The organism is Pseudomonas sp. B329 (assembly GCF_023127835.1).
In the GTDB taxonomy this organism is placed as follows: domain Bacteria; phylum Pseudomonadota; class Gammaproteobacteria; order Pseudomonadales; family Pseudomonadaceae; genus Aquipseudomonas; species Aquipseudomonas synxantha_A.
Genome location: NZ_SPKP01000005.1, coordinates 25,747 through 50,416 on the forward strand (window position 1 = coordinate 25,747; position 24,670 = coordinate 50,416).

22 protein-coding genes are annotated in these 24,670 nt (G+C 60.0%); 16 read left to right on the forward strand and 6 right to left on the reverse strand.

Annotated features, from left to right (window positions below):
* Positions 1–9: 9 nt before the first annotated feature.
* Entirely contained in the window at positions 10–540 is a 531-nt protein-coding gene (locus E4P00_RS02695) for a DUF5943 domain-containing protein (protein ID WP_078822519.1), read from the reverse strand.
* Positions 541–592: 52 nt separating this feature from the next.
* Positions 593–1,570, reverse strand: coding sequence for a dipeptidase (locus tag E4P00_RS02700; RefSeq protein ID WP_005792153.1), 978 nt, complete (start codon positions 1,568–1,570; stop codon positions 593–595).
* 218 nt (positions 1,571–1,788) lie between these two features.
* Here E4P00_RS02700 and E4P00_RS02705 point away from each other — a divergent pair, with 218 nt between their 5' ends.
* From E4P00_RS02705 to E4P00_RS02715, 3 genes are all read left to right on the forward strand, one after another.
* A complete protein-coding gene (locus E4P00_RS02705; RefSeq protein ID WP_005792155.1) occupies positions 1,789–2,190 on the forward strand; it encodes a lysozyme inhibitor LprI family protein in 402 nt (133 codons plus the stop codon).
* 94 nt (positions 2,191–2,284) lie between these two features.
* A complete protein-coding gene (locus tag E4P00_RS02710; protein WP_078822520.1) occupies positions 2,285–2,899 on the forward strand; it encodes a hypothetical protein in 615 nt (204 codons plus the stop codon).
* Positions 2,900–2,936: 37 nt separating this feature from the next.
* Positions 2,937–3,353 carry a DUF3010 family protein gene (locus E4P00_RS02715; RefSeq protein WP_216090407.1) on the forward strand — a complete coding sequence of 139 codons (417 nt, stop codon included), beginning with the start codon at positions 2,937–2,939 and terminating at the stop codon, positions 3,351–3,353.
* A gap of 213 nt (positions 3,354–3,566) precedes the next feature.
* Here E4P00_RS02715 and E4P00_RS02720 read toward each other — a convergent pair whose 3' ends face one another.
* Positions 3,567–4,511: a GlxA family transcriptional regulator gene (locus E4P00_RS02720; RefSeq protein ID WP_005792161.1), complete on the reverse strand. Its 945-nt coding sequence runs from the start codon at positions 4,509–4,511 to the stop codon at positions 3,567–3,569.
* 192 nt (positions 4,512–4,703) lie between these two features.
* On the opposite strand from E4P00_RS02720, the gene E4P00_RS02725 reads away from it, so the two are divergent.
* The 5 genes from E4P00_RS02725 (at position 4,704) to E4P00_RS02745 (ending at position 8,609) form a co-directional block, all read left to right on the forward strand.
* Positions 4,704–5,648 (forward strand): choline ABC transporter substrate-binding protein, encoded by a 945-nt coding sequence (locus E4P00_RS02725; RefSeq protein WP_248130614.1) that lies wholly within the window; start codon positions 4,704–4,706, stop codon positions 5,646–5,648.
* A gap of 73 nt (positions 5,649–5,721) precedes the next feature.
* Positions 5,722–6,609 (forward strand): 3-keto-5-aminohexanoate cleavage protein, encoded by an 888-nt coding sequence (locus E4P00_RS02730; protein WP_078822523.1) that lies wholly within the window; start codon positions 5,722–5,724, stop codon positions 6,607–6,609.
* Between the two features lie 41 nt (positions 6,610–6,650).
* A complete protein-coding gene (locus E4P00_RS02735; RefSeq protein ID WP_078822524.1) occupies positions 6,651–7,616 on the forward strand; it encodes an L-carnitine dehydrogenase in 966 nt (321 codons plus the stop codon).
* A 12-nt stretch (positions 7,617–7,628) separates the two neighbouring features.
* A complete protein-coding gene (locus E4P00_RS02740) occupies positions 7,629–8,120 on the forward strand; it encodes a thioesterase family protein (RefSeq protein ID WP_032879049.1) in 492 nt (163 codons plus the stop codon).
* A gap of 225 nt (positions 8,121–8,345) precedes the next feature.
* On the forward strand, positions 8,346–8,609 hold the full coding sequence (locus E4P00_RS02745) for a hypothetical protein (RefSeq protein WP_032879047.1): 264 nt from the start codon (positions 8,346–8,348) through the stop codon (positions 8,607–8,609).
* An 88-nt stretch (positions 8,610–8,697) separates the two neighbouring features.
* On the opposite strand, the gene E4P00_RS02750 is transcribed toward E4P00_RS02745, so the two are convergent.
* Together E4P00_RS02750 and E4P00_RS02755 are read right to left on the reverse strand one after the other, a co-directional pair.
* A complete protein-coding gene (locus tag E4P00_RS02750; RefSeq protein WP_078822525.1) occupies positions 8,698–9,801 on the reverse strand; it encodes a GlxA family transcriptional regulator in 1,104 nt (367 codons plus the stop codon).
* A gap of 492 nt (positions 9,802–10,293) precedes the next feature.
* Positions 10,294–11,670, reverse strand: a complete 1,377-nt coding sequence (locus tag E4P00_RS02755) for an L-serine ammonia-lyase (RefSeq protein WP_032879045.1) — start codon at positions 11,668–11,670, stop codon at positions 10,294–10,296.
* A gap of 416 nt (positions 11,671–12,086) precedes the next feature.
* Here E4P00_RS02755 and E4P00_RS02760 point away from each other — a divergent pair, with 416 nt between their 5' ends.
* From E4P00_RS02760 to choV, 3 genes are all read left to right on the forward strand, one after another.
* Complete coding sequence (locus E4P00_RS02760) at positions 12,087–13,034, forward strand: choline ABC transporter substrate-binding protein (protein WP_248130615.1); 948 nt, start codon at positions 12,087–12,089, stop codon at positions 13,032–13,034.
* Between the two features lie 69 nt (positions 13,035–13,103).
* Positions 13,104–13,949: a choline ABC transporter permease subunit gene (choW, locus tag E4P00_RS02765; protein ID WP_003194913.1), complete on the forward strand. Its 846-nt coding sequence runs from the start codon at positions 13,104–13,106 to the stop codon at positions 13,947–13,949.
* Positions 13,946–15,124 (forward strand): choline ABC transporter ATP-binding protein, encoded by a 1,179-nt coding sequence (gene choV / locus E4P00_RS02770; protein ID WP_005792170.1) that lies wholly within the window; start codon positions 13,946–13,948, stop codon positions 15,122–15,124. The genes choW and choV overlap by 4 nt, the downstream gene beginning before the upstream one ends.
* A 73-nt stretch (positions 15,125–15,197) precedes the next feature.
* On the opposite strand, the gene E4P00_RS02775 is transcribed toward choV, so the two are convergent.
* Complete coding sequence (locus tag E4P00_RS02775; RefSeq protein WP_228309931.1) at positions 15,198–17,132, reverse strand: BCCT family transporter; 1,935 nt, start codon at positions 17,130–17,132, stop codon at positions 15,198–15,200.
* 390 nt (positions 17,133–17,522) lie between these two features.
* On the opposite strand from E4P00_RS02775, the gene betI reads away from it, so the two are divergent.
* From betI to E4P00_RS02800, 5 genes are all read left to right on the forward strand, one after another.
* Positions 17,523–18,116 carry a transcriptional regulator BetI gene (betI, locus tag E4P00_RS02780; protein WP_032879040.1) on the forward strand — a complete coding sequence of 198 codons (594 nt, stop codon included), beginning with the start codon at positions 17,523–17,525 and terminating at the stop codon, positions 18,114–18,116.
* Between the two features lie 110 nt (positions 18,117–18,226).
* Positions 18,227–19,699, forward strand: coding sequence for a betaine-aldehyde dehydrogenase (gene betB / locus E4P00_RS02785; RefSeq protein WP_078822527.1), 1,473 nt, complete (start codon positions 18,227–18,229; stop codon positions 19,697–19,699).
* Positions 19,700–19,842: 143 nt separating this feature from the next.
* Positions 19,843–21,546, forward strand: coding sequence for a choline dehydrogenase (betA, locus tag E4P00_RS02790; RefSeq protein ID WP_005792174.1), 1,704 nt, complete (start codon positions 19,843–19,845; stop codon positions 21,544–21,546).
* Positions 21,547–21,770: 224 nt separating this feature from the next.
* Complete coding sequence (locus tag E4P00_RS02795; protein WP_248130616.1) at positions 21,771–23,213, forward strand: TldD/PmbA family protein; 1,443 nt, start codon at positions 21,771–21,773, stop codon at positions 23,211–23,213.
* Positions 23,213–24,529 carry a TldD/PmbA family protein gene (locus tag E4P00_RS02800; protein WP_248130617.1) on the forward strand — a complete coding sequence of 439 codons (1,317 nt, stop codon included), beginning with the start codon at positions 23,213–23,215 and terminating at the stop codon, positions 24,527–24,529. Before E4P00_RS02795 ends, E4P00_RS02800 begins: the two co-directional genes overlap by 1 nt.
* Positions 24,530–24,670 lie beyond the last annotated feature (141 nt).

Here is a 24,670-nt window from a genome sequence, read left to right on the forward strand (position 1 = left end):
GTCCTCGGCTTACAACGGTTTGACGGTGAACAGGCCATCGTCGTGGCCCTCTTCGGAGCCTCCGTAGACTTGTTCGGCGACAGTGCGGATCTTGCTACCACGGGCCTCAAGAATCTGGTCCATGGCACCGGCAAACCAGCCGGTGAACATGTAGTCGACTTTGCGCCCGACCTTTCCGTACACGTAGACGAACGCCGAGTGCTCAAGCTTGACGCTGGCGGTGCCTTTATCCAGGTCGATGTCCTGGATCTTGAACAGGCCCCAGCCACGTTGCGACAGGCGCTTCATGTAGTGTTCGAACACCGCGACGCCTTCCAGGCCGTGGCACTCGGCTTCTTTCTCACACCAGTGCCAGGCGGATTTGTAGCCGGCCTTGTAGAGGATCTCGGCGTAGGCATCAGCGCCCAGCACTTCTTCGATACCCATGTGGTTGTTGACGAAGAAATGGCGCGGCACGTACAGCATGGGCAGGGCGTCGGAGGTCCAGACACCGGTTTCGCTGTCGACTTGGATTGGCAATTGCGGGGCGATCTTGGCCATGGAAACTTAACTCCAGAAAAATTCGTTGTGGTGTTGCCGATAGGTGTCTGGCTTATTCGCCCCAGACGTCCTTCAAGACGTTGACCCAGTTCTCGCCCATGATCTTGCGTACCACGCGCTCGGGGTGGCCACGCTTGAGCAGGGTCTCGGTGAGGTTGGGGAATTCACCCACGGTGCGGATGCCCAGCGGGTTGATGATCTTGCCGAAGCTGGTCAGGCGGCGGGCGTAGCCCTTGTCATGGGTAAGCATTTCAAAGAAATCCTGGCCATGCCCCTGGGTGAAGTCGGTGCCAATGCCGATGGCGTCTTCGCCGACGATATTCATGGTGTATTCGATGGCTTCGGCGTAGTCGTCGATGGTCGAATCGATGCCCTTGGCCAGGAACGGCGCGAACATGGTCACGCCGACAAACCCACCGTGGTCGGCGATGAACTTGAGTTCTTCATCGGACTTGTTGCGCGGGTGTTCCTTGAGCCCGGACGGCAGGCAGTGGGAATAGCACACCGGCTTTTTCGATTCGAGGATGACTTCTTCGCTGGTCTTGGAACCGACGTGAGACAGGTCGCACATAATGCCGACACGGTTCATCTCGGCGACGATTTCGCGCCCGAAGCCCGACAACCCGCCGTCGCGCTCGTAGCAGCCGGTGCCCACCAGGTTCTGGGTGTTGTAGCACATCTGCACCACGCCAACGCCGAGCTGCTTGAAGATCTCGACATAGCCGAGCTGGTCTTCAAACGCATGGGCATTCTGGAAGCCGAAGATGATGCCGGTCTTGCCCTGTTCCTTGGCGCGACGGATGTCGGCGGTGGTTTTCACCGGGATCACCAGGTCACTGTTCTCGCGGATCAGGGTCTGGCTGGCGACGATGTTATTGATCGTGGCCTGGAAGCCTTCCCACACCGACACCGTGCAGTTGGCGGCGGTGAGGCCGCCTTTGCGCATGTCTTCGAACAGGTCGCGGTTCCACTTGGCAATAATCAGACCGTCGATAACGATGCTGTCGGCGTGCAACTCGGCTGGGCTCATCAGGCGTCCCCTTATTGGCGATTCATGCGCCGAATCGTCTGCCGGCGCTTTGGGGCCAGCATATGCCCAGGGACAACCCGAGCCGGGTGCAAAAACGACAGGGGAATTGCCGAAAGCGTCAATCCACGACAAAGGCTGTGCAGACATGCCTGACGGGCGGCTGTTCTTTGTCTTACGCTTGAGCCAGAATTCCGCATCACCTGATATGAGACGGCGCAATGAAATCGATTTTCCTGGCTTTGGCACTCATCGCAACCGGCGTTCACGCAGCCGAAGACACCGACAGCACGCCGTGCGACGGCATCGAAAACGACAAACAGACCCTGGCCTGCGCCGCCTACAACAAAACCACCGCCGAGCAATTGCTCAAGGATAACTATCAGGGCCTGCTGGAGCGCATGGCTTCAACCTACGGCAGCGACAAGACCAAACTGGCCGACATTACCGCTCGTCTGAAGGACGCCCAGCAGAAATGGGAAAAACTGCGCGATGCCGATTGCGCGGTGGACACCTTCCCGGCGGTCAATGGCAGCAAGGAGTATGCGATTGCGCAGAATGATTGCCTGGCGCGGATGAGTGATGAGCGGTCGGAGTTTTTGGAGTCGATTGGGCAGGAGTGATTTGCGCACCCTATTGGCCAAGCAAGTCCCACGCTGCTTTTGCGCGCTCGTCAAATTTAACGATGCTTTCCCTCTCAAGGATGAGTACTGAACAATGCAATGGTTTCCTACCCCTCCCACCGACAACCTGTACAAATTTGCCGCTGTTTGCGGCTTGCTGATGCTCGGCGGTGCGCTGTTTGCCATCCTGTCATTGGTTTACCTGGATTATCGAATCGAGGTACAGACCAACGCGTCTCTGGACAACTTTTCAAGCCAGCATAATCAGAGATTATTCGAAAACCGCATCAGCGCTCTGAAAGAGGGTGACACCGAGAAAGACTATATCCCGCAGCTTTCAAAGAAATTAAATAGCGATCCGGATTTTTTAGCAGCGGCATTGAAAATCCAGTCAGAGCTGAAGGCCGGCTACAAACCTGCTGATCCTGACACGCTCGATCTTGTATTTAACTTCGTAAGTGCTCGAGAGGCGCTTTCATTGATCGCCCTCGTCATATACGCCATCGTCGCATCATCGCTAACAGTATTTGGCCTAAGCGGCTGGCGCAAAAAAATCCACGAGTCAAACGAGCGTCAGAATGAACTCGACGAAGAAATCAAGAAAGCCAGTTTGTTGAAATTGCACATTGAGATCTCTCAAATGCAGCCCATGAGCGAAACCGTAAAGAAGCTGTTTGAGCTTGGCGGTATCATGTGCCCCGATAAATAACTTACCCATGAGCATTTTCTGGGGCGCGGAGCATTCCATGACTACTTGCGGCATCGAAATCAAAGGCAGCGAAGCCATCATCGCCCTCGCCGCTCTGGACAACCAGGCACTGACCCACATCGCCCTGGCCACCAAGAAAATCGCCCTTGAAGACGACGACGAAGCAGCCAACGTAAAAGCCTTCGCCGCCCAGGTGAAGGCGTTCGTGCAGGCGAACGCCATTACCCGTATCGCGATCAAAAAGCGCAGTAAAAAAGGCGAGTTCGCCGGGGGCCCGACGACGTTCAAGATTGAGGGGATCTTTCAGTTGCTGGACGGGGTGGAGGTGACGCTGCTGTCGCCGCAAACCATCAATGCGCAGAACAAGAAGCACAACGTTGAATTGCCGGCCACGCTGAACAAATATCAGCATGAGGCTTACAAGGCAGCGTGCTCGGCGCTGCTGAAAAAGTAAGCCACACCACACCTCAATGTTTGCTGGGCCGACGTCTTCGCGGGCAAGCCCCCTCCCACATTGGAAGTGTGTGGCAATGGCATTGGCAATCAGCGGGGCGGGACGGGACGGGACGACGGAACACAAAACCGCTGTGCGCGAACATGGTTTTATACTCAATTATTGAACGAACTATAAATTATAGTTCCCAGCATAATTGACTCTAATTACCCGTCAAACCACCTCCCGCCGGCGATCCTCCCGCGGGCATTTGGCAAACCTTGCGCGATAGCTCCTGGTGAAATACGAAGGGGACTCAAACCCGCACGCAATACTCACTTCCAGCACGCTCATATCGCTTTGGCGCAATAGTTTGCGGGCTTTTTCCAGGCGCAGGCCGAGGTAGAAGTTGCTTGGCGTGTCGTTCAGGTGCAGGCGAAACAACCGCTCCAGCTGACGCCGTGTGACCTTGATCGCGTCGGCCAGGGCCAGGGTGCTCAGGGGCGGTTCGGTGTGCTGCTCCATTTCGCCGATCACGTGCACCAGTTTCTTGTTGTTGATGCCGTAGCGCGTGGCGATCTGCATGCGCTGGTGGTCTTTGCGTGGGCGTATACGGCCGAGCACGAATTGCTCCGAGACCTGGACCGCCAGTTCCGAGCCGTGGGCCTGGGCGATCAGATCGAGCATCAAGTCGATGGACGCGGTGCCGCCGGCGCAGGTAATGCGGCGACGGTCGATCTCGAACAGTTCCTGAGTCACGCTCAACTGCGGATAGGCTTCCTTGAAGGCGTCGATGGCTTCCCAGTGCAGGGTCAGGCGGTGGCCATCGAGCAGCCCCGCTTCGGCCAGCACACAGGCGCCGGTGTCGATGGCGCCCAAGGTCACGCCGTCGTGATCGAGGCGACGCAGCCAATGCTCCAGCGCCGGGGTGGAGCATTGCAAAGGCTCGAAACCGGCCACCACTAATAATGTGGCGCCTTTTTCCAGCGGCTCCAGCGCGGCGTCGGCGTTGACCGACATACCGTTGCTCGCCAGCACCGCGCCGCCATCTGCACTCAATATGTGCCAGCGGTACAACTCGCCACGAAAGCGGTTGGCGACCCGTAACGGTTCCAAGGCCGAGATAAAACCGATGGCCGAAAAACCCGGCATCAGCAAGAAGTAGAAATCCTGGGACATGGTGGCGCTCTCGTGGGGCGGGCAGCGTGGCACTGTGATACTCCCGTTGATGCACGGATTCAAGGGGACAGGTCGCTGCAGTGCAAGAGCCGGTCGCCGTCGTGCGCTTTGTGGTTCGCCAAGCTGCGTAACGTGGCGTCACGGTGCACAAAGACACCGGCCCCACAATAACGACCTGCCGAGGGACCCACCATGAACCGACTGATCCGCCGTTGCGTACTTGCACTCAGCGCCAGCGCCGTTTTGAGCACTAACGCCATGGCAGCGGATGCCGCTTCATGCCAGAACGTACGCATGGGCGTGGTGAACTGGACCGACGTGATCGCCACCAGCGCCATGACTCAAGTGCTGCTCGACGGCCTCGGCTACAAGACCAAACAAACCAGCGCCTCCCAGCAAATCATCTTTGCCGGTATCCGCGACCAACGCCTGGACCTGTTCCTGGGTTACTGGAACCCGTTGATGACCCAGACCATTACGCCGTTTGTCGAAGCCGGGCAGGTCAAGGTCCTGGATAAACCCAGCCTGGAAGACGCGCGCGCCACCCTGGCGGTGCCGACTTATCTGGCGGACAAGGGCCTGAAAACCTTCGCGGACATCGCCAGGTTCGAGAAAGAGCTGGGCGGCAAGATCTACGGCATCGAGCCCGGCTCGGGTGCCAATACCCAGATCAAGGCGATGATTGCCAAGAACCAGTTTGGCCTGGGCAAGTTCCAACTGGTGGAGTCCAGCGAAGCCGGCATGTTGGCCGCTGTGGACCGCGCCGTGCGCCGCAAGGAAGCCGTGGTGTTCTTTGGTTGGGCGCCGCACCCGATGAACGTGAATGTGGCGATGACCTACCTCACCGGCAGCGAAGACGCCCTGGGGCCGAACGAAGGCCGGGCCAGCGTATGGACCGTCACGTCGCCAACCTACGCCGAGCAGTGCCCCAACGTGCACACGCTGCTGACCAACCTGACGTTCACCGCCGCCGACGAGAGCCGCATGATGCAGCCGCTGCTCGATCACAAGGATGCCCTGGAATCCGCCAGGCAGTGGCTCAAGGATCACCCTCAAGACCAGCAGCGCTGGCTGGAGGGCGTGACCACGTTCGATGGCAAACCCGCGGCCGCCAACCTGAAACTCACCAGCAAATAACCTTCTCCGAATCACCGTTTCGCGGCCACTTGCGACCGCGAACGGCACCACCACGCCTGTAAGGAACCGCCTCATGAACCACGACGTCATCATCACCTGCGCACTCACCGGTGCTGGCGACACGACCGCCAGAAGCCCGCACGTGCCGGTCACCCCCAAACAAATTGCCGCCGCCGCAGTAGAAGCCGCCAAGGCCGGCGCCACCGTGGTGCACTGCCATGTGCGCGACCCGCACACCGGAAAATTCAGCCGCGATGTAGCCCTGTACCGTGAAGTGATGGAACGCATCCGCGAGGCCGACATCGACATCATCGTCAACCTCACCGCCGGCATGGGCGGCGACCTGGAAATCGGTGGCGGCGAGAACCCGATGGACTTCGGCCCCAACACTGACCTGGTCGGCCCACTGACCCGCCTGGCGCATGTGGAGGAACTGCTGCCGGAGATCTGCACCCTGGACTGCGGCACCCTCAACTTCGGCGACGGCGACACCATTTACGTGTCCACCCCGGCGCAACTGCGGGCCGGCGCCAAGCGTATCCAGGCCCTGGGCGTAAAGGCCGAGCTGGAAATTTTCGACACCGGCCACCTGTGGTTCGCCAAGCAGATGATCAAGGAAGGGCTGCTCGATAACCCGCTGTTCCAACTGTGCCTGGGCATTCCCTGGGGCGCGCCGGCCGACACCACCACCATGAAAGCCATGGTCGACAACCTGCCCGCCGACGCGGTGTGGGCAGGGTTCGGGATTGGTCGCATGCAAATGCCGATGGCCGCGCAAGCGGTGCTGCTGGGCGGCAATGTACGGGTGGGCCTGGAAGACAACCTGTGGCTGGACAAAGGCGTGCTCGCCACCAACGGCCAGTTGGTGGAACGCGCCCGTGAAATCCTCAGCCGGCTGGGTGCGCGGGTCATGACCCCGGCCGAGGGCCGAATCAAGATGGGCCTGACCAAACGCGGTTAAACATGTGGGAGGGGATCCCCGAACTCTTTAGGAATGTGCCAATGAGCTTTATCACTGACATCAAAACCTTCGCTGCCTTGGGCAGCGGTGTTATCGGCAGCGGTTGGGTATCCCGTGCCCTCGCCCACGGCCTGGATGTGGTCGCCTGGGACCCTGCCCCCGGTGCCGAAGCAGCCTTGCGCAAACGCGTCGCCAATGCCTGGGGCGCGCTGGAAAAACAAGGCCTGGCAGCGGGTGCCTCCCAGCATCGGCTGCGCTTTGTCAGCACCATCGAGGAGTGCGTCAAGGACGCCGACTTCATTCAGGAAAGCGCCCCGGAACGCCTGGAGCTCAAGCTGCAGTTACACAGCCAGATCAGCGCGGCGGCCAAGCCGAATGCGTTGATCGGTTCGAGCACGTCCGGGCTGTTGCCAAGCGAATTCTATGAAGGTTCGACCCACCCGGAACGCTGCGTGGTCGGCCACCCGTTCAACCCGGTTTACCTGCTGCCCTTGGTGGAGGTGGTGGGCGGCAAGCGCACTGCGCCAGAAGCGATCCAGGCGGCCATCAAGGTGTATGAATCCCTCGGAATGCGCCCGCTGCATGTGCGCAAGGAAGTGCCCGGTTTTATTGCCGACCGGCTGCTCGAAGCGTTGTGGCGCGAGGCGCTGCACCTGGTCAATGACGGCGTGGCCACCACCGGCGAAATCGATGACGCGATTCGCTTTGGCGCCGGCTTGCGCTGGTCGTTCATGGGTACCTTCCTCACCTACACCCTGGCAGGCGGTGATGCCGGTATGCGGCACTTCATGGCGCAATTCGGCCCGGCGTTGCAGTTGCCATGGACCTACCTGCCAGCACCGGAGCTGACCGACAAGCTGATTGACGACGTTGTCGATGGCACTAGCGATCAGTTGGGCCAACACAGCATTTCGGCGCTGGAGCGCTATCGTGATGATTGCCTGTTGGCAGTGCTTGAGGCGGTGAAAACCACCAAGGCCCGGCACGGCATGACCTTCGCCGAATAAAGGGAACCGATAATGCCCGCATTGACCACCTATACCACCCGAGTCCTTCCCGACTGGGTGGACTACAACGGCCACCTGCGCGACGCGTTCTACCTGCTGATCTTCAGCTACGCCACCGACGCGCTGATGGACACCCTGGGCCTGGACAGCGACAACCGTGAAGCCAGCGGCCACTCATTGTTCACCCTGGAGCTGCATCTGAACTACCTGCACGAAGTGAAACTGGGCGCCGAGGTTGAAGTGCACACCCAACTGATCGCCCATGACGCCAAGCGCCTGCACCTGTATCACAGCCTGCACCGGGTGGGCGATGACAAGGAACTGGCCGGCAATGAACAGATGCTGCTGCACGTCGATCTGGCCGGGCCGCAAGCTACACCGTTCACCGAGGCCACGCTGCAACGGCTCGACGCGATCAGCGCTGCACAGGCCGAGCTGCCAAGGCCCGCCCTGCTTGGCCGTGTCATCGGTTTGCCGGCAAAAAAAGCCCCGAGCCAGCCGTGACTGGATCGGGGCAGAGGGGCCTTGTGTGAGCTGTGCATCTGGAGGGTGACCAAACCGTCAAGCTGCGTGCCTGGGATCAGTGTGCCTATTAACCGTATTGCCAAGTGACCCGAAAACGACCTGTTCATAGCCATCCAAGCCATTGCTCGATTCTGCTCTTGCCCACCCAGCGGGGGCCAACCAGAATCCAGGTCAATCCCTGTTCCCTACACCAGGATAAACGTCATGATGCACGCGGATTTGATTGACCAGGATGACCTGCTGAGCCAACTGCGCTCGCTGGGTTTTGAAGTATCCAGCGGTACCACCGCCGAGCAGGCGTGTGAATGTGCGGTGCGCGGTTTGAGCGAGGCGCGGGCCAAGGCGCTCAAGGGCATGGTTGAAAAAATGTACAGCGGCAGTGCGACGATTTTGCCGGCGGTACGCCAGGCGATCGACAAGCAGTTGTTGCCGGCGCTGATGCAATTCAAACAGAACTCCGGCGCCTGAAAATACCGCTATCGCAGGCAAGCCAGCTCCCACAGGAGAACGCATTCCAAGGTGGGAGCTGGCTTGCCTGCGATGCAGACGACTCGGTTTAGAGCCTTACACTGGCAAACGTCGACTCGTTCCTGGCCTGGCTCAACGCCGACATCGGCCCCGACAACGGTGACAACACCAGTGCCTGCGGAATCGACATCATCGCTACTTGCTGGGTGGTGTTGGAGCCAACACGTTCATCGCGTGGCGGTATGCCGAAGTATTCGCGGTAGCACTTGGAGAAGTGCGGCGTCGACACGAACCCGCACACCGACGCCACTTCGATGATCGACATCGGTGTTTGCTTGAGCAACTGCCGTGCACGGATCAGGCGCAGCTTGAGGTAATAACGCGACGGCGAGCAGTGCAGGTATTTCTGGAACAGCCGCTCCAACTGGCGGCGCGACACGGCGACATACACCGCCAGTTCATCCAGGTCGATCGGCTCTTCCAGGTTGGCTTCCATCAGCGCGACGATTTCCTGCAGCTTCGGCTGGTTGGTGCCGAGCATGTGCTTGAGCGGCACGCGCTGGTGATCCTGTTCGTTGCGGATGCGTTCGTAGACGAACATCTCGGAGATGGCAGCCGACAATTCACGGCCGTGGTCGCGGCTGATCAGGTGCAGCATCATGTCCAACGGCGCAGTGCCGCCGGAGCTGGTGGAGCGGTTGCGGTCGAGCGTGAACAGACGCGTGCTCATCGCGACGCGCGGAAAGGCTTCCTGCATCGACGCCAGGCATTCCCAGTGCACGCTGCAATCAAAACCATCGAGCAAACCCGCGCAGGCCAAGGCCCAACTGCCGGTACACACCGCGCCTAGGTGCCGGGACTGGCGCGCCTGGCCTTGCAGCCACGACACATGCTCACGAGTGACAGTGCGTTGGATACCCACGCCGCCGCACACGATGACGGTGTCCAGGGCCGGGGCTTTGTGCATGGAGGCATCGGGAGTGATCTGCAGACCGTCGCTGGCCCACACTTGGTTACCGTCGACACTCAGAGTGGTCCAGCGATACAGCTCGCGGCCGGACAACTGGTTGGCCATACGCAGCGGTTCCACTGCCGAAGCCAGGGAAATCAGCGTGAAATTGTCCAGCAGCAGAAAGCCGATGGATTGAGGCGCACGGTTCTGGGGTTGGCCCCCGGAGTTGAACGACGTCATCGCGGTATCTCCTCACACAAAGCGGGTGATGGCCTCAGGCGAGGCTCTTGTTATTGCGCGCTCCCTGAAAAGGAGAGGCTTTGAATTGATAGAGCAAATGCCGTGCCTAAAATTGAATGGCTATTCAATAACTCCTGAAAACGACCTGTTGATGCGTCTATATAAGCCCGCACGTGGGGTGCGGGATATGACGTGAGAAGGGTGCTACTCAAAGCGTGTGAGCAAATCGGTAGCACTTGTGGGAAGGCGCTTTGCGGGCGTAGGACATGTCTGTCACCCAAAGCACAATGCGCAGGTGACGAGAGGGAAATCGTTTGGTAGCTACTTATCTGTTTGCGACGCGCTAAAAGGTGGCGTTTTTTAATCTGGTGTTCACTTTATGAGCAATTGTGTCTGCACTATTGCTATCGGGGGCAAGCCCCCTCCCACATTTTGAAGGTGTTCACAAATCAAGTGTGGGAGGGGGCAAGCCCCGATGCAGGCGACTGGGTCTCAGCACTCAACCGCACTCACCGCCAACCCACCGCGTGATGTCTCTTTGTACTTGTCATGCATATCGGCCCCGGTATCACGCATGGTGCGGATCACCCGGTCCAGGGAGATAAAGTGCTGGCCGTCGCCACGCAGGGCCATTTGCGCCGCGTTGATGGCCTTCACCGCCGCAATCGCATTGCGCTCGATACACGGCACCTGTACCAGGCCGCCGACCGGGTCGCAGGTCAGGCCGAGGTTATGTTCCAGGCCGATTTCAGCGGCGTTGCACACCTGCTCCGGCGTGGCACCTAGAATCTCCGCCAAGCCAGCTGCGGCCATCGCGCAAGCCGAGCCTACTTCACCCTGACAGCCGACTTCAGCACCGGAGATCGAAGCGTTCTTCTTGCACAAGATACCTACCGCCGCCGCGCCGAGCATATAGTCGACCACGTTGGCTTCGGTGACCTCCTCACTGAACTTCATGAAGTAGTGCAGCACTGCCGGGATGATCCCCGCCGCGCCATTGGTCGGCGCCGTCACCATGCGCCCACCGGCGGCGTTTTCTTCGTTGACCGCAAGGGCGAACAGGTTGACCCACTCCATGGCGCTCAAGGTCGAGCCGATCACATTGGGTTTGCCCAGCTCTTGCAAACTGCGATGCAACTTGGCGGCGCGACGGCGCACATTGAGGCCGCCGGGCAGGATGCCTTCGTGCTTGAGGCCCTGCTCCACGCAATCCTGCATGGCGCGCCAGAGTTTCATCAGGCCGCTGCGGATTTCTTCTTCGGAGCGCCAAGTCTTTTCGTTCGCCAGCATCAGTTCGGCGACGCGCAGGTTGTGGGTCTTGCACAGCTGCAACAGCTCCACCGCACTGGAAAAATCGTAAGGCAATTCGGTGCGGTCCATATCGGCCACGCCGCTTTGGGCCTGGGCCTCATCCACCACAAAGCCGCCGCCGACCGAATAGTAGGTATCGCGATGCAGTTCGCCGTCATCACCCCATACCACCAGGGTCATGGCGTTGGGGTGGAACGGCAGGTTCTCGTCGAGCAAGCGCATGTCCCGCGCCCACACAAATGGCACCGGCAAACGGCTGTCCAGCAACAGGGTGTCGGTTTCACGCAAGGTCTGAATGCGTACGCCGATTTGCGAGGGGTCGATTGCGTCCGGCCACTCGCCCATCAGGCCCATGATGGTTGCGGTGTCACTGCCATGGCCGATGCCAGTGGCAGACAACGAGCCGTACAGTTGCACTTCGACACGCCGAACCCGTTCCAACAGTTCACGCTCACGCAACGCCTGCACGAACAACGCCGCGGCGCGCATGGGGCCCACAGTGTGAGAACTCGAAGGCCCGATGCCGATCTTGAACAGGTCGAAAACGCTGATAGCCATTAACGTGTAACTCCTCGATAAGCGCGGGTCGGGCTTGAACGAGGTGCTACGCTCAGATCGCCCAGATGGCGGCATCATCAAGCTTTTGTTGCTCGCCTCGGCGTCTCACACCGACGCATCCATGCTCACCAGCGTCGCTCGCGTGCGAACGCCTGTTTTGGCCGTTTTTTGCGGTGCAGATGGGTAAAAACAGCAGTTTTACCTTGGGAAAAAGCTGTAAGCGACGTCATCGGTACTGGATGCGACCCTCCCTGTACTGGATACGACGCCCCCTGTAGGCGTCAGATTTTCACTGGTACATGATCAGTCTCGACTCGTTTGCAAGGCATCGCGCCAGAGCTGTTGTCGCACGCTCCAACCGCAACACTTATAAAGCGCGGCGAATGCCGCCAGAAAAGACACAGGAGTCTACCCCGATGAAAGGTTCACCCTCGTTGTTGTTGGCCGCCATGCTGAGTCTGCCCGTCATGGCACACGCCGCAGAACCGGAACAGTGCAAGACCGTCAACTTCTCCGATGTCGGCTGGACCGACATCACCGTCACCACCGCGACCACCAGCGAAATCCTCAAGGGCCTGGGCTACAAGCCGCGCACCACGATGATTTCGGTACCGGTGACCTACAAGTCCCTGGCCGACGGCAAGAACATGGACATCTTCCTCGGCAACTGGATGCCGACCATGGAAAACGACATCAAGCAGTACCGTGATGCCGGCACCGTGGAAACCGTGCGCGCCAACCTGGAAAACGCCAAGTACACCCTGGCGGTCCCACAGGCGCTGTACGACAAAGGCCTGAAAGACTTCGCCGATATCGACAAATTCAAGGATGAGCTGGGCGGCAAGATCTACGGTATCGAGCCGGGCAACGACGGCAACCGCACTATCCAGACACTGATCGACAAAGACGCCTTCGGTCTCAAGACCGCCGGCTTCAAGGTGGTCGAGTCCAGCGAAGCCGGGATGCTCTCCCAGGTTGAACGCGCCTCCAAGCGCAACCAGGCCATTGTGTTCCTCGGCTGGGAACCGCACCCGATGAACACCCGCTTCAAGATGAAGTACCTGACCGGCGGCGACGATTCGTTCGGCCCCAACTATGGCCAGGCCACCATCTACACCAACACCCGCAAGGGCTACACCCAGGAATGCAGCAACGTCGGCCAGTTGCTGAAAAACCTGGTGTTCACGCTGGACATGGAAAGCACCCTGATGGGTAACGTCCTGGACGACAAGATGAAGGCCGATGCTGCCGCCAAGGCCTGGCTGCAAAAGAACCCCCAAGTGCTCGACACCTGGCTCGCCGGTGTCACCACCGTCGATGGCAAACCAGGGCTCGATGCCGTCAAAGCTTACCTCGCCAAATAGCACCCGCTGACCCCGGGCCGGTGCGCTGGCCCGGGATGTTTTCCCCTTCGCATGTGGACATTCACTACCATGCTGACTGAACAGAAAATCCCTCTAGGCCAGTACATCGCTGCCTTCGTCGACTGGTTGACCCAACACGGTGCCAACTATTTCGACGCAATCGCATCGACACTGGAAACGATGATCCACGGCGTGACGTTTGCGCTGACCTGGTTCAATCCGCTGGCATTGATCGGTCTGATTGCGCTGCTGGCTCACTTTATTCAACGCAAATGGGGCCTGACGGTGTTTGTCATTGCCTCCTTCCTGCTGATCCTCAACCTGGGGTACTGGCAGGAAACCATGGAAACCCTCGCGCAGGTGCTGTTCGCCACCCTGGTCTGCGTGGTCATCGGCGTGCCGCTGGGTATTGTTGCCGCGCACAAGCCGATGTTCTACACCATGATGCGGCCGGTGCTCGATCTGATGCAGACCGTACCGACCTTCGTCTACCTCATCCCTACCCTGACCCTCTTCGGGCTGGGTGTGGTGCCCGGGCTGATTTCCACGGTGGTGTTCGCGATTGCCGCGCCGATCCGCCTGACCTACCTAGGTATCCGCGATGTGCCGCAAGAGCTGATGGACGCCGGTAAAGCCTTTGGCTGCTCGCGCCGCCAGTTACTCTCGCGCATCGAGTTGCCCCACGCCATGCCGAGCATCGCCGCCGGCATTACCCAATGCATCATGCTGTCGTTGTCGATGGTGGTGATCGCCGCCCTGGTGGGTGCCGACGGCCTCGGCAAGCCGGTGGTCAACGCACTGAACACCGCTGACATCGCCCTGGGCTTTGAAGCGGGCCTGGCGATCGTCTTGCTGGCCATCATGCTCGACCGTATCTGCAAACAACCCGACGCTAAAGTAGGGGGTGATGCATGAGCATTATCCGATTCGACAATGTCGACGTGATCTTTTCCAAAGACCCACGCGAAGCGCTCAAGCTGCTGGACCAGGGCATGAGCCGTAACGAAATTCTGAAGAAGACCGGGCAGATTGTCGGCGTTGAAAAGGCCAGCCTGGATATCGAGAAAGGCGAGATCTGTGTGCTGATGGGCTTGTCGGGTTCCGGCAAGTCAAGCCTGCTGCGCTGCATCAACGGCCTCAACACCGTCAGCCGTGGCCAACTGTTTGTAGAGCATGAAGGTCGCCAGATCGACATCGCCTCCTGCACCCCCGCCGAGTTGAAAATGATGCGCACCAAACGCATCGCCATGGTGTTCCAGAAGTTCGCCCTGATGCCTTGGCTGACGGTACGCGAGAACATCAGCTTCGGCCTGGAAATGCAGGGCCGTCCGGAGAAGGAACGGCGCACGCTGGTGGATGAAAAGCTTGAACTGGTGGGCCTGAGCCAATGGCGCAACAAGAAGCCCGATGAGCTGTCCGGCGGTATGCAGCAACGCGTCGGCCTGGCCCGCGCCCTGGCGATGGACGCCGATATCCTGCTGATGGACGAACCCTTCTCGGCCCTCGACCCGCTGATTCGCCAAGGTTTGCAGGATGAGCTGCTGGAGCTGCAACGCAAGTTGAGCAAGACCATCGTGTTCGTCAGCCACGACCTGGATGAAGCGCTGAAACTGGGCAGCCGTATCGCGATCATGAAAGACGGCAAGATCATCCAGTACAGCGTGCCGGAAGAGATCGTGCTGAACCCGGCGGACGACTATGTACGCACCTTCGTCGCCCACACCAACCCACTGAACGTGCTGTGCGGACGCAGCCTGATGCGCACGCTGGACAACTGCAAGCGCGTGAACGGTTCGGTGTGCCTTGATCCGGGTGGTGACTCGTGGCTGGACCTGGCCGAAGGCAACACCATCCAGGGCGCACGCCAGAATGGCGTGGCGATGAACCTGCAGAATTGGGCGCCGGGGCAAGCGGTGGAAGGTCTGGGCCGGGTACCGACGCTGGTGGACTCCAACATCGGTATGCGCGATGCGTTGCAGATTCGCTACCAGACGGGGAACAAGCTGGTGTTGCATGACAACAACAAGGTGGTGGGGATCTTGGGTGACAGTGAGCTCTACCATGCCCTCTTAGGCAAGAACCTGGGCTAGCAAACACTGCAAAGCAAAATGTGGAAGGGGGCTTGCCCCCTCCCACATTCAAAGCACCACCAGGCTTCGACTATCAGCTATAGACACGGCCAAGGAGCTGCCGATGGCTTTCAAACTGATCGAGCACATCCCGGGTGATCTGTTCCTGGGTGAAGCCCATCAGGTCGTATTCCTGAGGCCCGTTGTGCAGGTACACCTCGGCACGGTAATAACGGGTGCGCTCTTCTTCAGGCAAGTCAGCCGGCGCCGACGAGTAAGCATCCAGGCTCACTTCGTAGACAAACGGGTTGCCCTCTTCCATCTCGATGCGCACACCAATGCAGCGCTTGGATTTGCCCAGCAGTGTCTGCACTTCCAAACCTTGCTCACGCAGCGCAACCGCCGCTTCTTCCAGCGCCGGCGTTACGTGCTTGTCCATAAAGCGTTGCACGGTGGCCTGGCTCGGTTGCAGGTCCAGCGCCGTCAAGCGCTCGCTGAACCCACGACGCCCGCGTTCAGCCAGTTGCGCCTGCTCCTGTTCGATGGCCACGTCCTGGCGCATCGCCTTGTGCAAACCGAACATAAAGAAGATCAGCACCACCGAGAACGGCAGCCCTGCCAGCACTACCATGGTTTGCATGGCTTCGAAGTTGCCGGCAAACAACAGACCGATCGTCACCAGCGTAATGACCGCCGACCAGAAGATCCGCAACCAGTGCGGCGCATCTTCGTCCACATTGCCGCCTTTGCAGGACAGATTGGCCATCATCACCGCGCCGGAATCCGCCGGGGTCAGGAACAACACAAAGCCCACGAAGATCGATACGCCGATAACAATTTTCGATGCTGGGTAATGCTCAAGCAGTTGGTAGATGGCCATGGACGGCTGCTCCAGAGCCGTCTTGCCCAACTCCACCGCCCCGTGGTTCAACACCAGGTCCAGGGCCGAGTTACCGAAGATCGACAGCCACGCCAGGGTAAAGCCCAGCGGGATAAGCAGTACGCCCGCCACCAGTTCACGCACGGTACGGCCACGGGAAATACGCGCGATGAACATGCCCACAAATGGCGCCCAGGAAATCCACCAGGCCCAGTAGAACAGGGTCCACAGGCCCATCCAGCGCTCGGTCTTGTCGGCGTCGCCTTCGTACACATACAGGTCGAAGGTTTTCAGAATGATGCCGTTGAGGTAATCGCCGGTGTTCTGCACCAGGCCGTTGAGCAGGTGCAGGGTCGGGCCGAACAGCAGCACGAAGATCAGCAAGCCGCTGAACAGCACGATATTGAGGTTGGACAGGCGGCGAATGCCGTTCTCCACGCCCGATACAGCAGCGATGGTCGCTACGGTGCTCATCACGATGATCACGATCAGCAAGTTAGTGTTGCTGTGCTCCATGCCGAACAGGTTTTCCAACCCCGACGACACCTGCATCGAGCCGATACCCAGGTTGGTCACCAGCCCCAGCAAGGTGACGAACATGCCGAAACCGTCTACCGCATGGCCGGCCGCGCCCTTCACCCAACGCTCGCCCACCAATGGGTACAGCGCCGAACGCAAGGCCAGCGGCTGGTTATGGCGGTAGGCAAAGTACGCCACGGCCAAACCGACCAGGGCATAGATCGCCCAGCCGTGCAGGCCCCAGTGCAGAAAGGTCAGTTGCAGCGCCTGGCGTGCCGCGCCATTGCTGGCCGCTGCGCCTTCGGGCGGGTTGAAGTAGTGGTCCAGCGGCTCGGACGCACCGAAATACAACAGCGAAATGCCGATGCCCGACGAGAACAACATGCCGGCCCAGGCGCCGTAGCTGAAGTCCGGGGTGTCGTCCTTACTACCCAGTTTCAATTTCCCGTAGGACGAAAACGCCAGGCCGACCACAAACACCAGGTAGGCGGCGATAACCACCATGTAGTACCAGCCGAAGCTTTTCGACAGCCACGCCTGGGCTACGCCGAGCAGGCGCCCGGCCTCCTGCGGGGCGATGATCAGAATGGCGGTCAATATCAGAATCAGCGCGGTGGAGGTGTAGAACACCCAACCGTTGACCCGGACCTTTTCCGGCGGGGTCTTTATAAGAGAGGCAGAACTCATGGCGCAGATGCTCCAGGCAGTGCGAGAGAGAAACACAAGGCAACGGTTATCCCGGGACATCGATTTTTCGGCAGTCGACGGACGGGTGTTATAAAGACACCCCGAAAATTCTTGAGCCCGCCGAAGCGGTGATCAGGCTCTGAAGTGGCCTGTTTCAAGGGTTTTTGCAGGTGTCAGAGGTTGCAGCTCGCAGGTAGGAAATATCTGTAGGCAGCGACCATTTGTCGCAGATCTTATTCTTTGTTGATTGAACGTTCAATCAAAACAAAATAGACTGGCCCTCAAGCCGACGGACGTGGATCGCCCATCGGCAGGCCTAAGGAGAGGTGCTACATGCCCAAGGTCGGTATGCAACCCATACGCCGCCAGCAGTTGATCGAAGCCACCTTGACGGCCATCGATCAGGTCGGAATGGGAGATGCCAGCATTGCGCTGATTGCGCGGCTGGCCGGCGTCTCGAACGGCATCATCAGTCACTACTTTCAGGACAAGAACGGCCTGATCGCAGCGACCATGCGCTACCTGATGAATGCGTTGATCGAGAACGTCCACGAACGCAGGCGTGCCTTGAAGGAAGACAGCCCACGGGCACACCTTCAGGTGATCATCGAAGGCAACTTCGACGCCAGCCAGGTCAATGGCCCGGCAATGAAAACCTGGCTGGCCTTCTGGGCCACCAGCATGCACCACCCGTCATTGCACAGGTTGCAGCGGATCAACGATCACCGTCTGTATTCCAACCTGTGTTGCCAGTTCCGCCGTGCGATGCCGTTACCCGAGGCACGCAGCGCAGCCCGCGGCCTGGCGGCTTTGATCGACGGTTTGTGGTTGCGCGGCGCCCTGTCGGGAGACGCTTTCGACACGGAGCAAGCGCAACGGATCGCTTACGAATACATGGATTTCCAATTGGCCAAGCAGGTGAGTTAGAGCACTTATAAACGCTCAACCCCTGAACGTCCGCCGCTCAGTGTTGCCACAACTCCATGGCCCACTGTACGGCGGGTAACGCCAACCACTTATGCACTTGCGAGGACTTTATGGCCCGTTTCGACCTGCAAAAACTCTACATTGACGGCGGCTACAGCGACGCTGGCAGCGATGCCACCTTCGAAGCCATCAACCCGGCTAACGGTGAAGTTCTCGCCCAAGTGCAACGCGCCACGAAAGAAGACGTCGAGCGTGCCGTGGTCAGCGCTGAAAAGGGCCAGAAAATCTGGGCTGCCATGACCGCCATGGAGCGTTCGCGCATCCTGCGTCGTGCTGTCGACATCCTGCGCGAGCGCAACGATGAACTGGCCGCCCTGGAAACACTGGACACCGGTAAAGCCTTCTCCGAAACCAAGTACGTCGACATCGTCACCGGCGCCGACGTGCTGGAATACTACGCAGGCCTGGTGCCAGCCATCGAAGGCGAGCAGATCCCGCTGCGCGACACCTCCTTCGTCTACACTCGCCGCGAGCCGCTGGGTGTAGTCGCCGGTATCGGCGCGTGGAACTACCCGATCCAGATCGCCCTGTGGAAATCCGCCCCGGCCCTGGCCGCAGGCAACGCGATGATCTTCAAGCCAAGCGAAGTCACCTCGCTGACCACCCTGAAACTGGCCGAGATCTACACCGAAGCCGGCGTTCCGGCTGGCGTGTTCAACGTACTGACCGGCAGCGGCCGTGAAGTCGGCACCTGGTTGACCGAGCACCCGCGCATCGAGAAAGTCTCGTTCACCGGCGGCACCGACACCGGCAAGAAAGTCATGGCCAGCGCCTCGAGCTCGTCGCTCAAGGAAGTGACCATGGAACTGGGCGGCAAGTCGCCACTGATCGTGTTCGAAGACGCCGACCTGGATCGCGCCGCCGATATCGCGATGATGGCCAACTTCTACAGCTCCGGCCAGGTCTGCACCAACGGCACTCGTGTGTTCGTGCCCAAGCATCTGCAAGCTGCGTTTGAAGCCAAGATTGTCGAGCGCGTTGCGCGCATCCGTGTCGGCGACCCGCAGGACGACAACACCAACTTCGGCCCGCTGGTCAGCTTCGCCCACATGGAAAGCGTGCTGGGCTACATCGCCAAAGGTAAGGAAGAAGGCGCCCGCCTGCTGTGCGGCGGCGATCGCCTGACCGACGGCGACTTCGCCAAAGGCGCCTTCGTGGCTCCGACCGTGTTCACCGACTGCACCGATGAGATGACCATCGTGCGTGAAGAAATCTTCGGCCCAGTGATGAGCATCCTCACCTACGAGACCGAAGAAGAAGTGATCCGTCGCGCCAACGACACCGACTTCGGTCTGGCTGCCGGCCTGGTGACCAAGGACCTGAACCGCGCCCACCGCGTGATTCATCAACTGGAAGCGGGTATCTGCTGGATCAACGCCTGGGGCGAGTCCGACGCCAAGATGCCGGTCGGTGGCTACAAGCAATCCGGTGTGGGCCGTGAGAACGGGATCAGCTCGCTGAACAACTTCACCCGCATCAAATCGGTACAGGTTGAGCTGGGCGATTACGCCTCGGTGTTCTAACACCCGAGCCTTGTATTGCCTGTAAGGCCGCCATCGGGGGCAAGCCCCCTCCCACCTTTGACTGTGTGAACCCGATCAAATGTGGGAGGGGGCTTGCTCCCGATGAGGCCCGACCTGACTAGACTTCAAAGAGGGTGCATCCAATGTCCCAAGAATACGATTACATCATTGTGGGTGCCGGCTCCGCCGGTAACACCCTGGCGACCCGTCTGACCGAAGACGAAGGCGTCACCGTTTTGCTGCTGGAGGCCGGTGGCCCGGACTACCGCCTCGACTTCCGTACCCAGATGCCCGCCGCCCTGGCTTTCCCGCTGCAAGGCCGCCGCTACAACTGGGCCTACGAAACCGATCCTGAGCCCCACATGGACGGCCGCCGGATGGAATGCGGGCGCGGCAAGGGCCTGGGTGGTTCTTCGCTGATCAACGGCATGTGCTATATCCGTGGCAATGCCATGGACTATGACAACTGGTCGAAGCTGCCCGGTCTGGAAGACTGGACCTACCTCGATTGCCTGCCGTATTTCCGCAAGGCAGAAACCCGCGATATTGGCCCGAACGACTACCACGGTGGCGAAGGCCCGGTCAGCGTGACTACGCCGAAAGCGGGCAACAACCCGTTGTTCCACGCCATGGTCGAAGCCGGCGTACAAGCCGGTTACCCGCGTACCGAAGACTTGAACGGTTACCAGCAAGAAGGCTTCGGCCCGATGGACCGTACCGTCACGCCGAATGGCCGTCGCGCCAGCACCGCACGCGGTTACCTGGACACGGCTAAAAAGCGTTCGACCCTGACCATCGTCACCCATGCCCTTACCGACAAAGTGTTGTTCGAAGGCAAGCGTGCCGTTGGCGTGCGCTACCTGATCGGTGCCGCCGAAGAGCGCGTTGAAGCCCGTGCGCGTAAAGAAGTATTGGTGTGCAGCGGTGCAATCGCTTCGCCGCAGTTGTTGCAACGCTCCGGTGTCGGCCCGGCCAAGCTGCTGGAAAGCCTCGACATCCCGGTGGTCCACGACCTGCCGGGCGTCGGCGAAAACCTGCAGGATCACCTTGAACTGTACCTGCAATATGCGTGCACCCAGCCGGTGTCGCTGTACCCATCGCTGCTCTGGTACAACCAGCCAGCCATCGGTGCCGAGTGGCTGTTCAACGGCACTGGCATTGGCGCCAGCAACCAGTTCGAAGCCGGCGGTTTTATCCGTTCGCGTCCGGAATTCGAATGGCCGAACATCCAGTACCACTTCCTGCCGGTCGCGATTAACTACAACGGCAGCAACGGTGTGAAAGAGCACGGTTTCCAGGCACACATGGGCTCCATGCGTTCGCCAAGCCGTGGCCGCGTGCAACTGAAGTCGAAGAACCCACGGGACTACCCGAGCATCCTCTTCAACTACATGGCCACCGAGCAGGACTGGCAGGAGTTTCGCGATGGCATCCGCCTGACCCGTGAAATCATGCAGCAGCCGGCACTGGATCAATACCGTGGCCGCGAAATCAGCCCGGGTATTGAAGTGCAAACCGATGAGCAGCTCGACAAGTTCATCCGCGAGCACGCCGAAACCGCGTTCCACCCGTCCTGCTCGTGCAAGATGGGCACCGACGAGATGGCCGTAGTGGATGGCGAAGGCCGCGTGCATGGCATGCAGGGTCTGCGTGTAGTCGATGCGTCGATCATGCCGATCATCACCACCGGTAACCTGAACGCGCCGACGATCATGATCGCCGAAAAAATCGCCGACAAGATCCGTGGCCGCAAGCCACTGCCGCGCAGCACCGCCGACTACTACGTGGCAGGCGATGCGCCGGTTCGTGGCAAGCCGATGCGTGAAGTAGGGCCTACTGCGCAGTAACTGATACACCGCGGCGCCTTCATCGGGAGCAAGCCCCCTCCCACATTTGACTGTATTTGCACATCTGAATTTGTGAACACAGTCAGTGTGGGAGGGGGCTTGCCCCCGATGAGGCCCTGACAGACACCACAAAACCTCCCCCTCTACACTTTCCTTGATCAGCTCCCAGCCCCGGCCTACTCTGTTGGCCTGCCGCGCGCCGAGCCGCCCACAAGGAAGGCCCCATGTTCGAACACCACGCCACCCTCAAACAGCACTTCAGTGCCCTGCGCACCCGTGCCGAATTCTTCTCCCTGCGCTACGTACGCGAATCCGGTCAGTACCTGTCGGTACGCAAGAACGTCGCCGAACCACCACACCTGAGCCACGATGAAGGCGCCATGCTTACCGTGCGTCTCAATGGCGTGGAAGCCTATGCCGCGACCAACGACATTTCCCTTACCGGCCTGCAAGCGGCCCTTGAGCGCGCCGAACAGCAAGCCCGGCTGATCCAGCCCCACGCCCTGCTCGACCTGCACCAGCAGCCGGTTTCCAATGAAGTCGCCGACTACCTGTCTCCGGACCTTGATCAGCCCTTCCCGTCCCTGAGCGACTGCTACCAATTGCTCGGCGATGAATCTGCCGCCGTGCCCAAGGATGAACGCCTGGTGACTTGGGAAGTCAGCCTGGGCACCACCCATGTTGAGCAGATCTACCTCAACAGCGCCGGCGCGCAACTACGTCAGGCCCAGCGCTTCGTCTTCCCTGGCCTGAGTGTCACCGCCTTCGACGGCACCGACAGCCAGACCCGCACCCTGGGCGGTACCAACTTCGGCCAGCAAGGCAGTGCCGGTGTGATCCAGCGCTTTGGCCTGGTGGGCGCCGCCCGCAAGGTGGCCGACGAAGCCCTGCAATTGCTGCTCGCACCCAATACGCCCCACGGCCAACGTGACCTGCTGCTGATGCCCGACCAGATGATCCTGCAGATCCACGAGTCCATCGGCCATCCGCTGGAACTCGACCGCATCCTCGGTGACGAGCGTAACTACGCCGGCACCAGTTTTGTGAAGGCCAGCGACTTCGGCCATCTGCAATACGGCTCACCGCTGCTTAACGTGACCTTCGACCCGGACATCCCCGAACAGCTCGCCAGCTACAGCCATGACGACGACGGCACCCGCGCCAGCAAGCAATTCCTGATCCGCGATGGCCTGCTGCTCAAGCCCCTGGGCGGTGCGTTGTCGCAATTTCGCGCCGACTTGCCAGGCGTTGCCAACAGCCGCGCCTGCGGTTGGAACCGCCCGCCCATCGACCGCATGGCTAACTTGAATATCGAGGCCGGCGATAAAAGCATGGAGCAACTGGTGGGTGGCATTGAAAACGGCATCCTGATGTCGACCAACCGTTCGTGGTCCATCGACGATGCGCGCAACAAGTTCCAGTTCGGTTGCGAGTGGGGCCAGTTGATTGAAAACGGCGAACTCAAGGGCGTGCTGAAGAACCCCAACTATCGGGCAATTTCCGCGCAATTCTGGCGCAACCTCAGCGCGGTCGGCGACGCCAGCACCTTCAAGGTATTGGGCACGCCCAACTGCGGCAAGGGCGAGCCCAACCAGGTGATCCGCGTTGGCCATGCGTCGCCGGCCTGTGTATTCAGTAACATTGACGTATTTGGGGGCGATGCCTGATGAACCACTTCAAGGCACTGGTGGACTGGCTCAAGCAGGCCGTCACCGACAAGGAGCAGTTCCACCTGGGTTACGCGGATGAATCGTCCGAGTTCGTGCGTTTTAACCACGCACAGGTGCGCCAGGCCGGCCAAGTGCAACAGGCCAGCCTGAACCTCAAGCTGATCAACGATGGCCGCCACGCCGACCTGGGCATCACCCTGTCCGGCGAGGCGGCACTGGATCGCCAGCGTCTGGCCGATGCCCTGCAACAGCTGCGTGAAACCTTGCCGCTGCTGCCACGTGATCCGTACCTGCTGCTCAACCACAACGCCTGGCAAAGCAGCAACGAACAGCGACGGCCGCTGCCGGCGCTGGCCCAGGTGCTGGACGATATCAGCCAGGCTGCCGACGGCGTCGACCTGGTCGGTTTCTACGCCGCCGGCCCCATCAGCCGTGGTTTCGCCAGTTCCTCGGGCGCGTTCGGCTGGCATTGCGCCAACAGCTTCAACTTCGATTTCAGCCTGTTCCACGCCAATGGCGAAGCGGTCAAGGCCAGCTACGCAGGGCACACCTGGGACAGCGCCGAATTTGCCGCACGCTTTCAACAGGCCCGCGAGCAACTGGCGTTTCTGGGGCGGCCGCTGCACAAGCTGGCGCCCGGCCAATACCGTGCCTACCTTGCACCGCCAGCGCTGGAAGAAATCATCAGCATCATTACCTGGGGTGGTTTTTCGGCCCAGGCCATCGCCAGCAAAGGCAGTTCGTTGCAGCGCCTGTATGCCGGTGAACAATCACTGAGCCCGCTGGTGACAATCAATGAACAGATCAGCGGTTCCCTGAGCCAGGCGTTTTCCACCGAAGGCTACCCGCGCGGGGATGTGCCCCTGATCCGGGCAGGCAAGGCCGAGGGTCAGTTGATCAACTCTCGCAGCGCCGCCGAATACGGTTTGAGCACCAACGGCGCCAGCAGCGACGAGTCGCCCAGCGCCTTGCAAATGGCGGCAGGCAGCCTGGCCCAGGCCGATATCCTCAAGCAGTTGGGCACCGGGTTATATATCAGCAACCTCTGGTACCTGAACTATTCCGACCTGCCAGCGGCGCGCCTGACCGGCATGACGCGCTTCGCCACGTTCTGGGTGGAAAACGGCGAAATCAAGGCGCCGGTCAGCACCATGCGTTTTGATGACAGTGTCTATCAGTTGCTCGGCTCGCAACTTGAGGCCCTGACCGCTGATCGGGAGTTGCTGCTCTCGGCCAGCACTTACAGCCAGCGCAATACCGCCTCCAACCTGCTGCCGGGTGCCTTGGTCAAGTGCCTGACCTTGACGCTGTGAAACTTTCACAGCCCGCGTAAAAACTAATGGCAGCCACTCCGGCTGCCATTAGTTATATAAGTGTCCGGCTATTTCCCTTCCTGCGTACAAACCGACCCAAGGCCGGATTTATCCTGCATCCAAAACCAATCGAGGTCACTC

Excerpts from the sequence above, each read along its gene's own strand:
- E4P00_RS02795 (WP_248130616.1), top strand. The coding sequence starts at position 21,771 with ATGTTCGAACACCACGCCACCCTCAAACAGCACTTCAGTGCCCTGCGC.
- E4P00_RS02730 (WP_078822523.1), top strand. The coding sequence starts at position 5,722 with ATGAACCACGACGTCATCATCACCTGCGCACTCACCGGTGCTGGCGAC.
- E4P00_RS02745 (WP_032879047.1), top strand. The coding sequence starts at position 8,346 with ATGATGCACGCGGATTTGATTGACCAGGATGACCTGCTGAGCCAACTG.
- E4P00_RS02735 (WP_078822524.1), top strand. The coding sequence starts at position 6,651 with ATGAGCTTTATCACTGACATCAAAACCTTCGCTGCCTTGGGCAGCGGT.
- E4P00_RS02710 (WP_078822520.1), top strand. The coding sequence starts at position 2,285 with ATGCAATGGTTTCCTACCCCTCCCACCGACAACCTGTACAAATTTGCC.
- E4P00_RS02740 (WP_032879049.1), top strand. The coding sequence starts at position 7,629 with ATGCCCGCATTGACCACCTATACCACCCGAGTCCTTCCCGACTGGGTG.
- E4P00_RS02695 (WP_078822519.1), bottom strand. The coding sequence starts at position 540 with ATGGCCAAGATCGCCCCGCAATTGCCAATCCAAGTCGACAGCGAAACC.
- E4P00_RS02725 (WP_248130614.1), top strand. The coding sequence starts at position 4,704 with ATGAACCGACTGATCCGCCGTTGCGTACTTGCACTCAGCGCCAGCGCC.
- E4P00_RS02760 (WP_248130615.1), top strand. The coding sequence starts at position 12,087 with ATGAAAGGTTCACCCTCGTTGTTGTTGGCCGCCATGCTGAGTCTGCCC.
- E4P00_RS02700 (WP_005792153.1), bottom strand. The coding sequence starts at position 1,570 with ATGAGCCCAGCCGAGTTGCACGCCGACAGCATCGTTATCGACGGTCTG.
- E4P00_RS02720 (WP_005792161.1), bottom strand. The coding sequence starts at position 4,511 with ATGTCCCAGGATTTCTACTTCTTGCTGATGCCGGGTTTTTCGGCCATC.
- choV (WP_005792170.1), top strand. The coding sequence starts at position 13,946 with ATGAGCATTATCCGATTCGACAATGTCGACGTGATCTTTTCCAAAGAC.
- E4P00_RS02800 (WP_248130617.1), top strand. The coding sequence starts at position 23,213 with ATGAACCACTTCAAGGCACTGGTGGACTGGCTCAAGCAGGCCGTCACC.
- betI (WP_032879040.1), top strand. The coding sequence starts at position 17,523 with ATGCCCAAGGTCGGTATGCAACCCATACGCCGCCAGCAGTTGATCGAA.
- E4P00_RS02750 (WP_078822525.1), bottom strand. The coding sequence starts at position 9,801 with ATGACGTCGTTCAACTCCGGGGGCCAACCCCAGAACCGTGCGCCTCAA.
- choW (WP_003194913.1), top strand. The coding sequence starts at position 13,104 with ATGCTGACTGAACAGAAAATCCCTCTAGGCCAGTACATCGCTGCCTTC.
- betB (WP_078822527.1), top strand. The coding sequence starts at position 18,227 with ATGGCCCGTTTCGACCTGCAAAAACTCTACATTGACGGCGGCTACAGC.
- E4P00_RS02755 (WP_032879045.1), bottom strand. The coding sequence starts at position 11,670 with ATGGCTATCAGCGTTTTCGACCTGTTCAAGATCGGCATCGGGCCTTCG.
- betA (WP_005792174.1), top strand. The coding sequence starts at position 19,843 with ATGTCCCAAGAATACGATTACATCATTGTGGGTGCCGGCTCCGCCGGT.
- E4P00_RS02715 (WP_216090407.1), top strand. The coding sequence starts at position 2,937 with ATGACTACTTGCGGCATCGAAATCAAAGGCAGCGAAGCCATCATCGCC.
- E4P00_RS02705 (WP_005792155.1), top strand. The coding sequence starts at position 1,789 with ATGAAATCGATTTTCCTGGCTTTGGCACTCATCGCAACCGGCGTTCAC.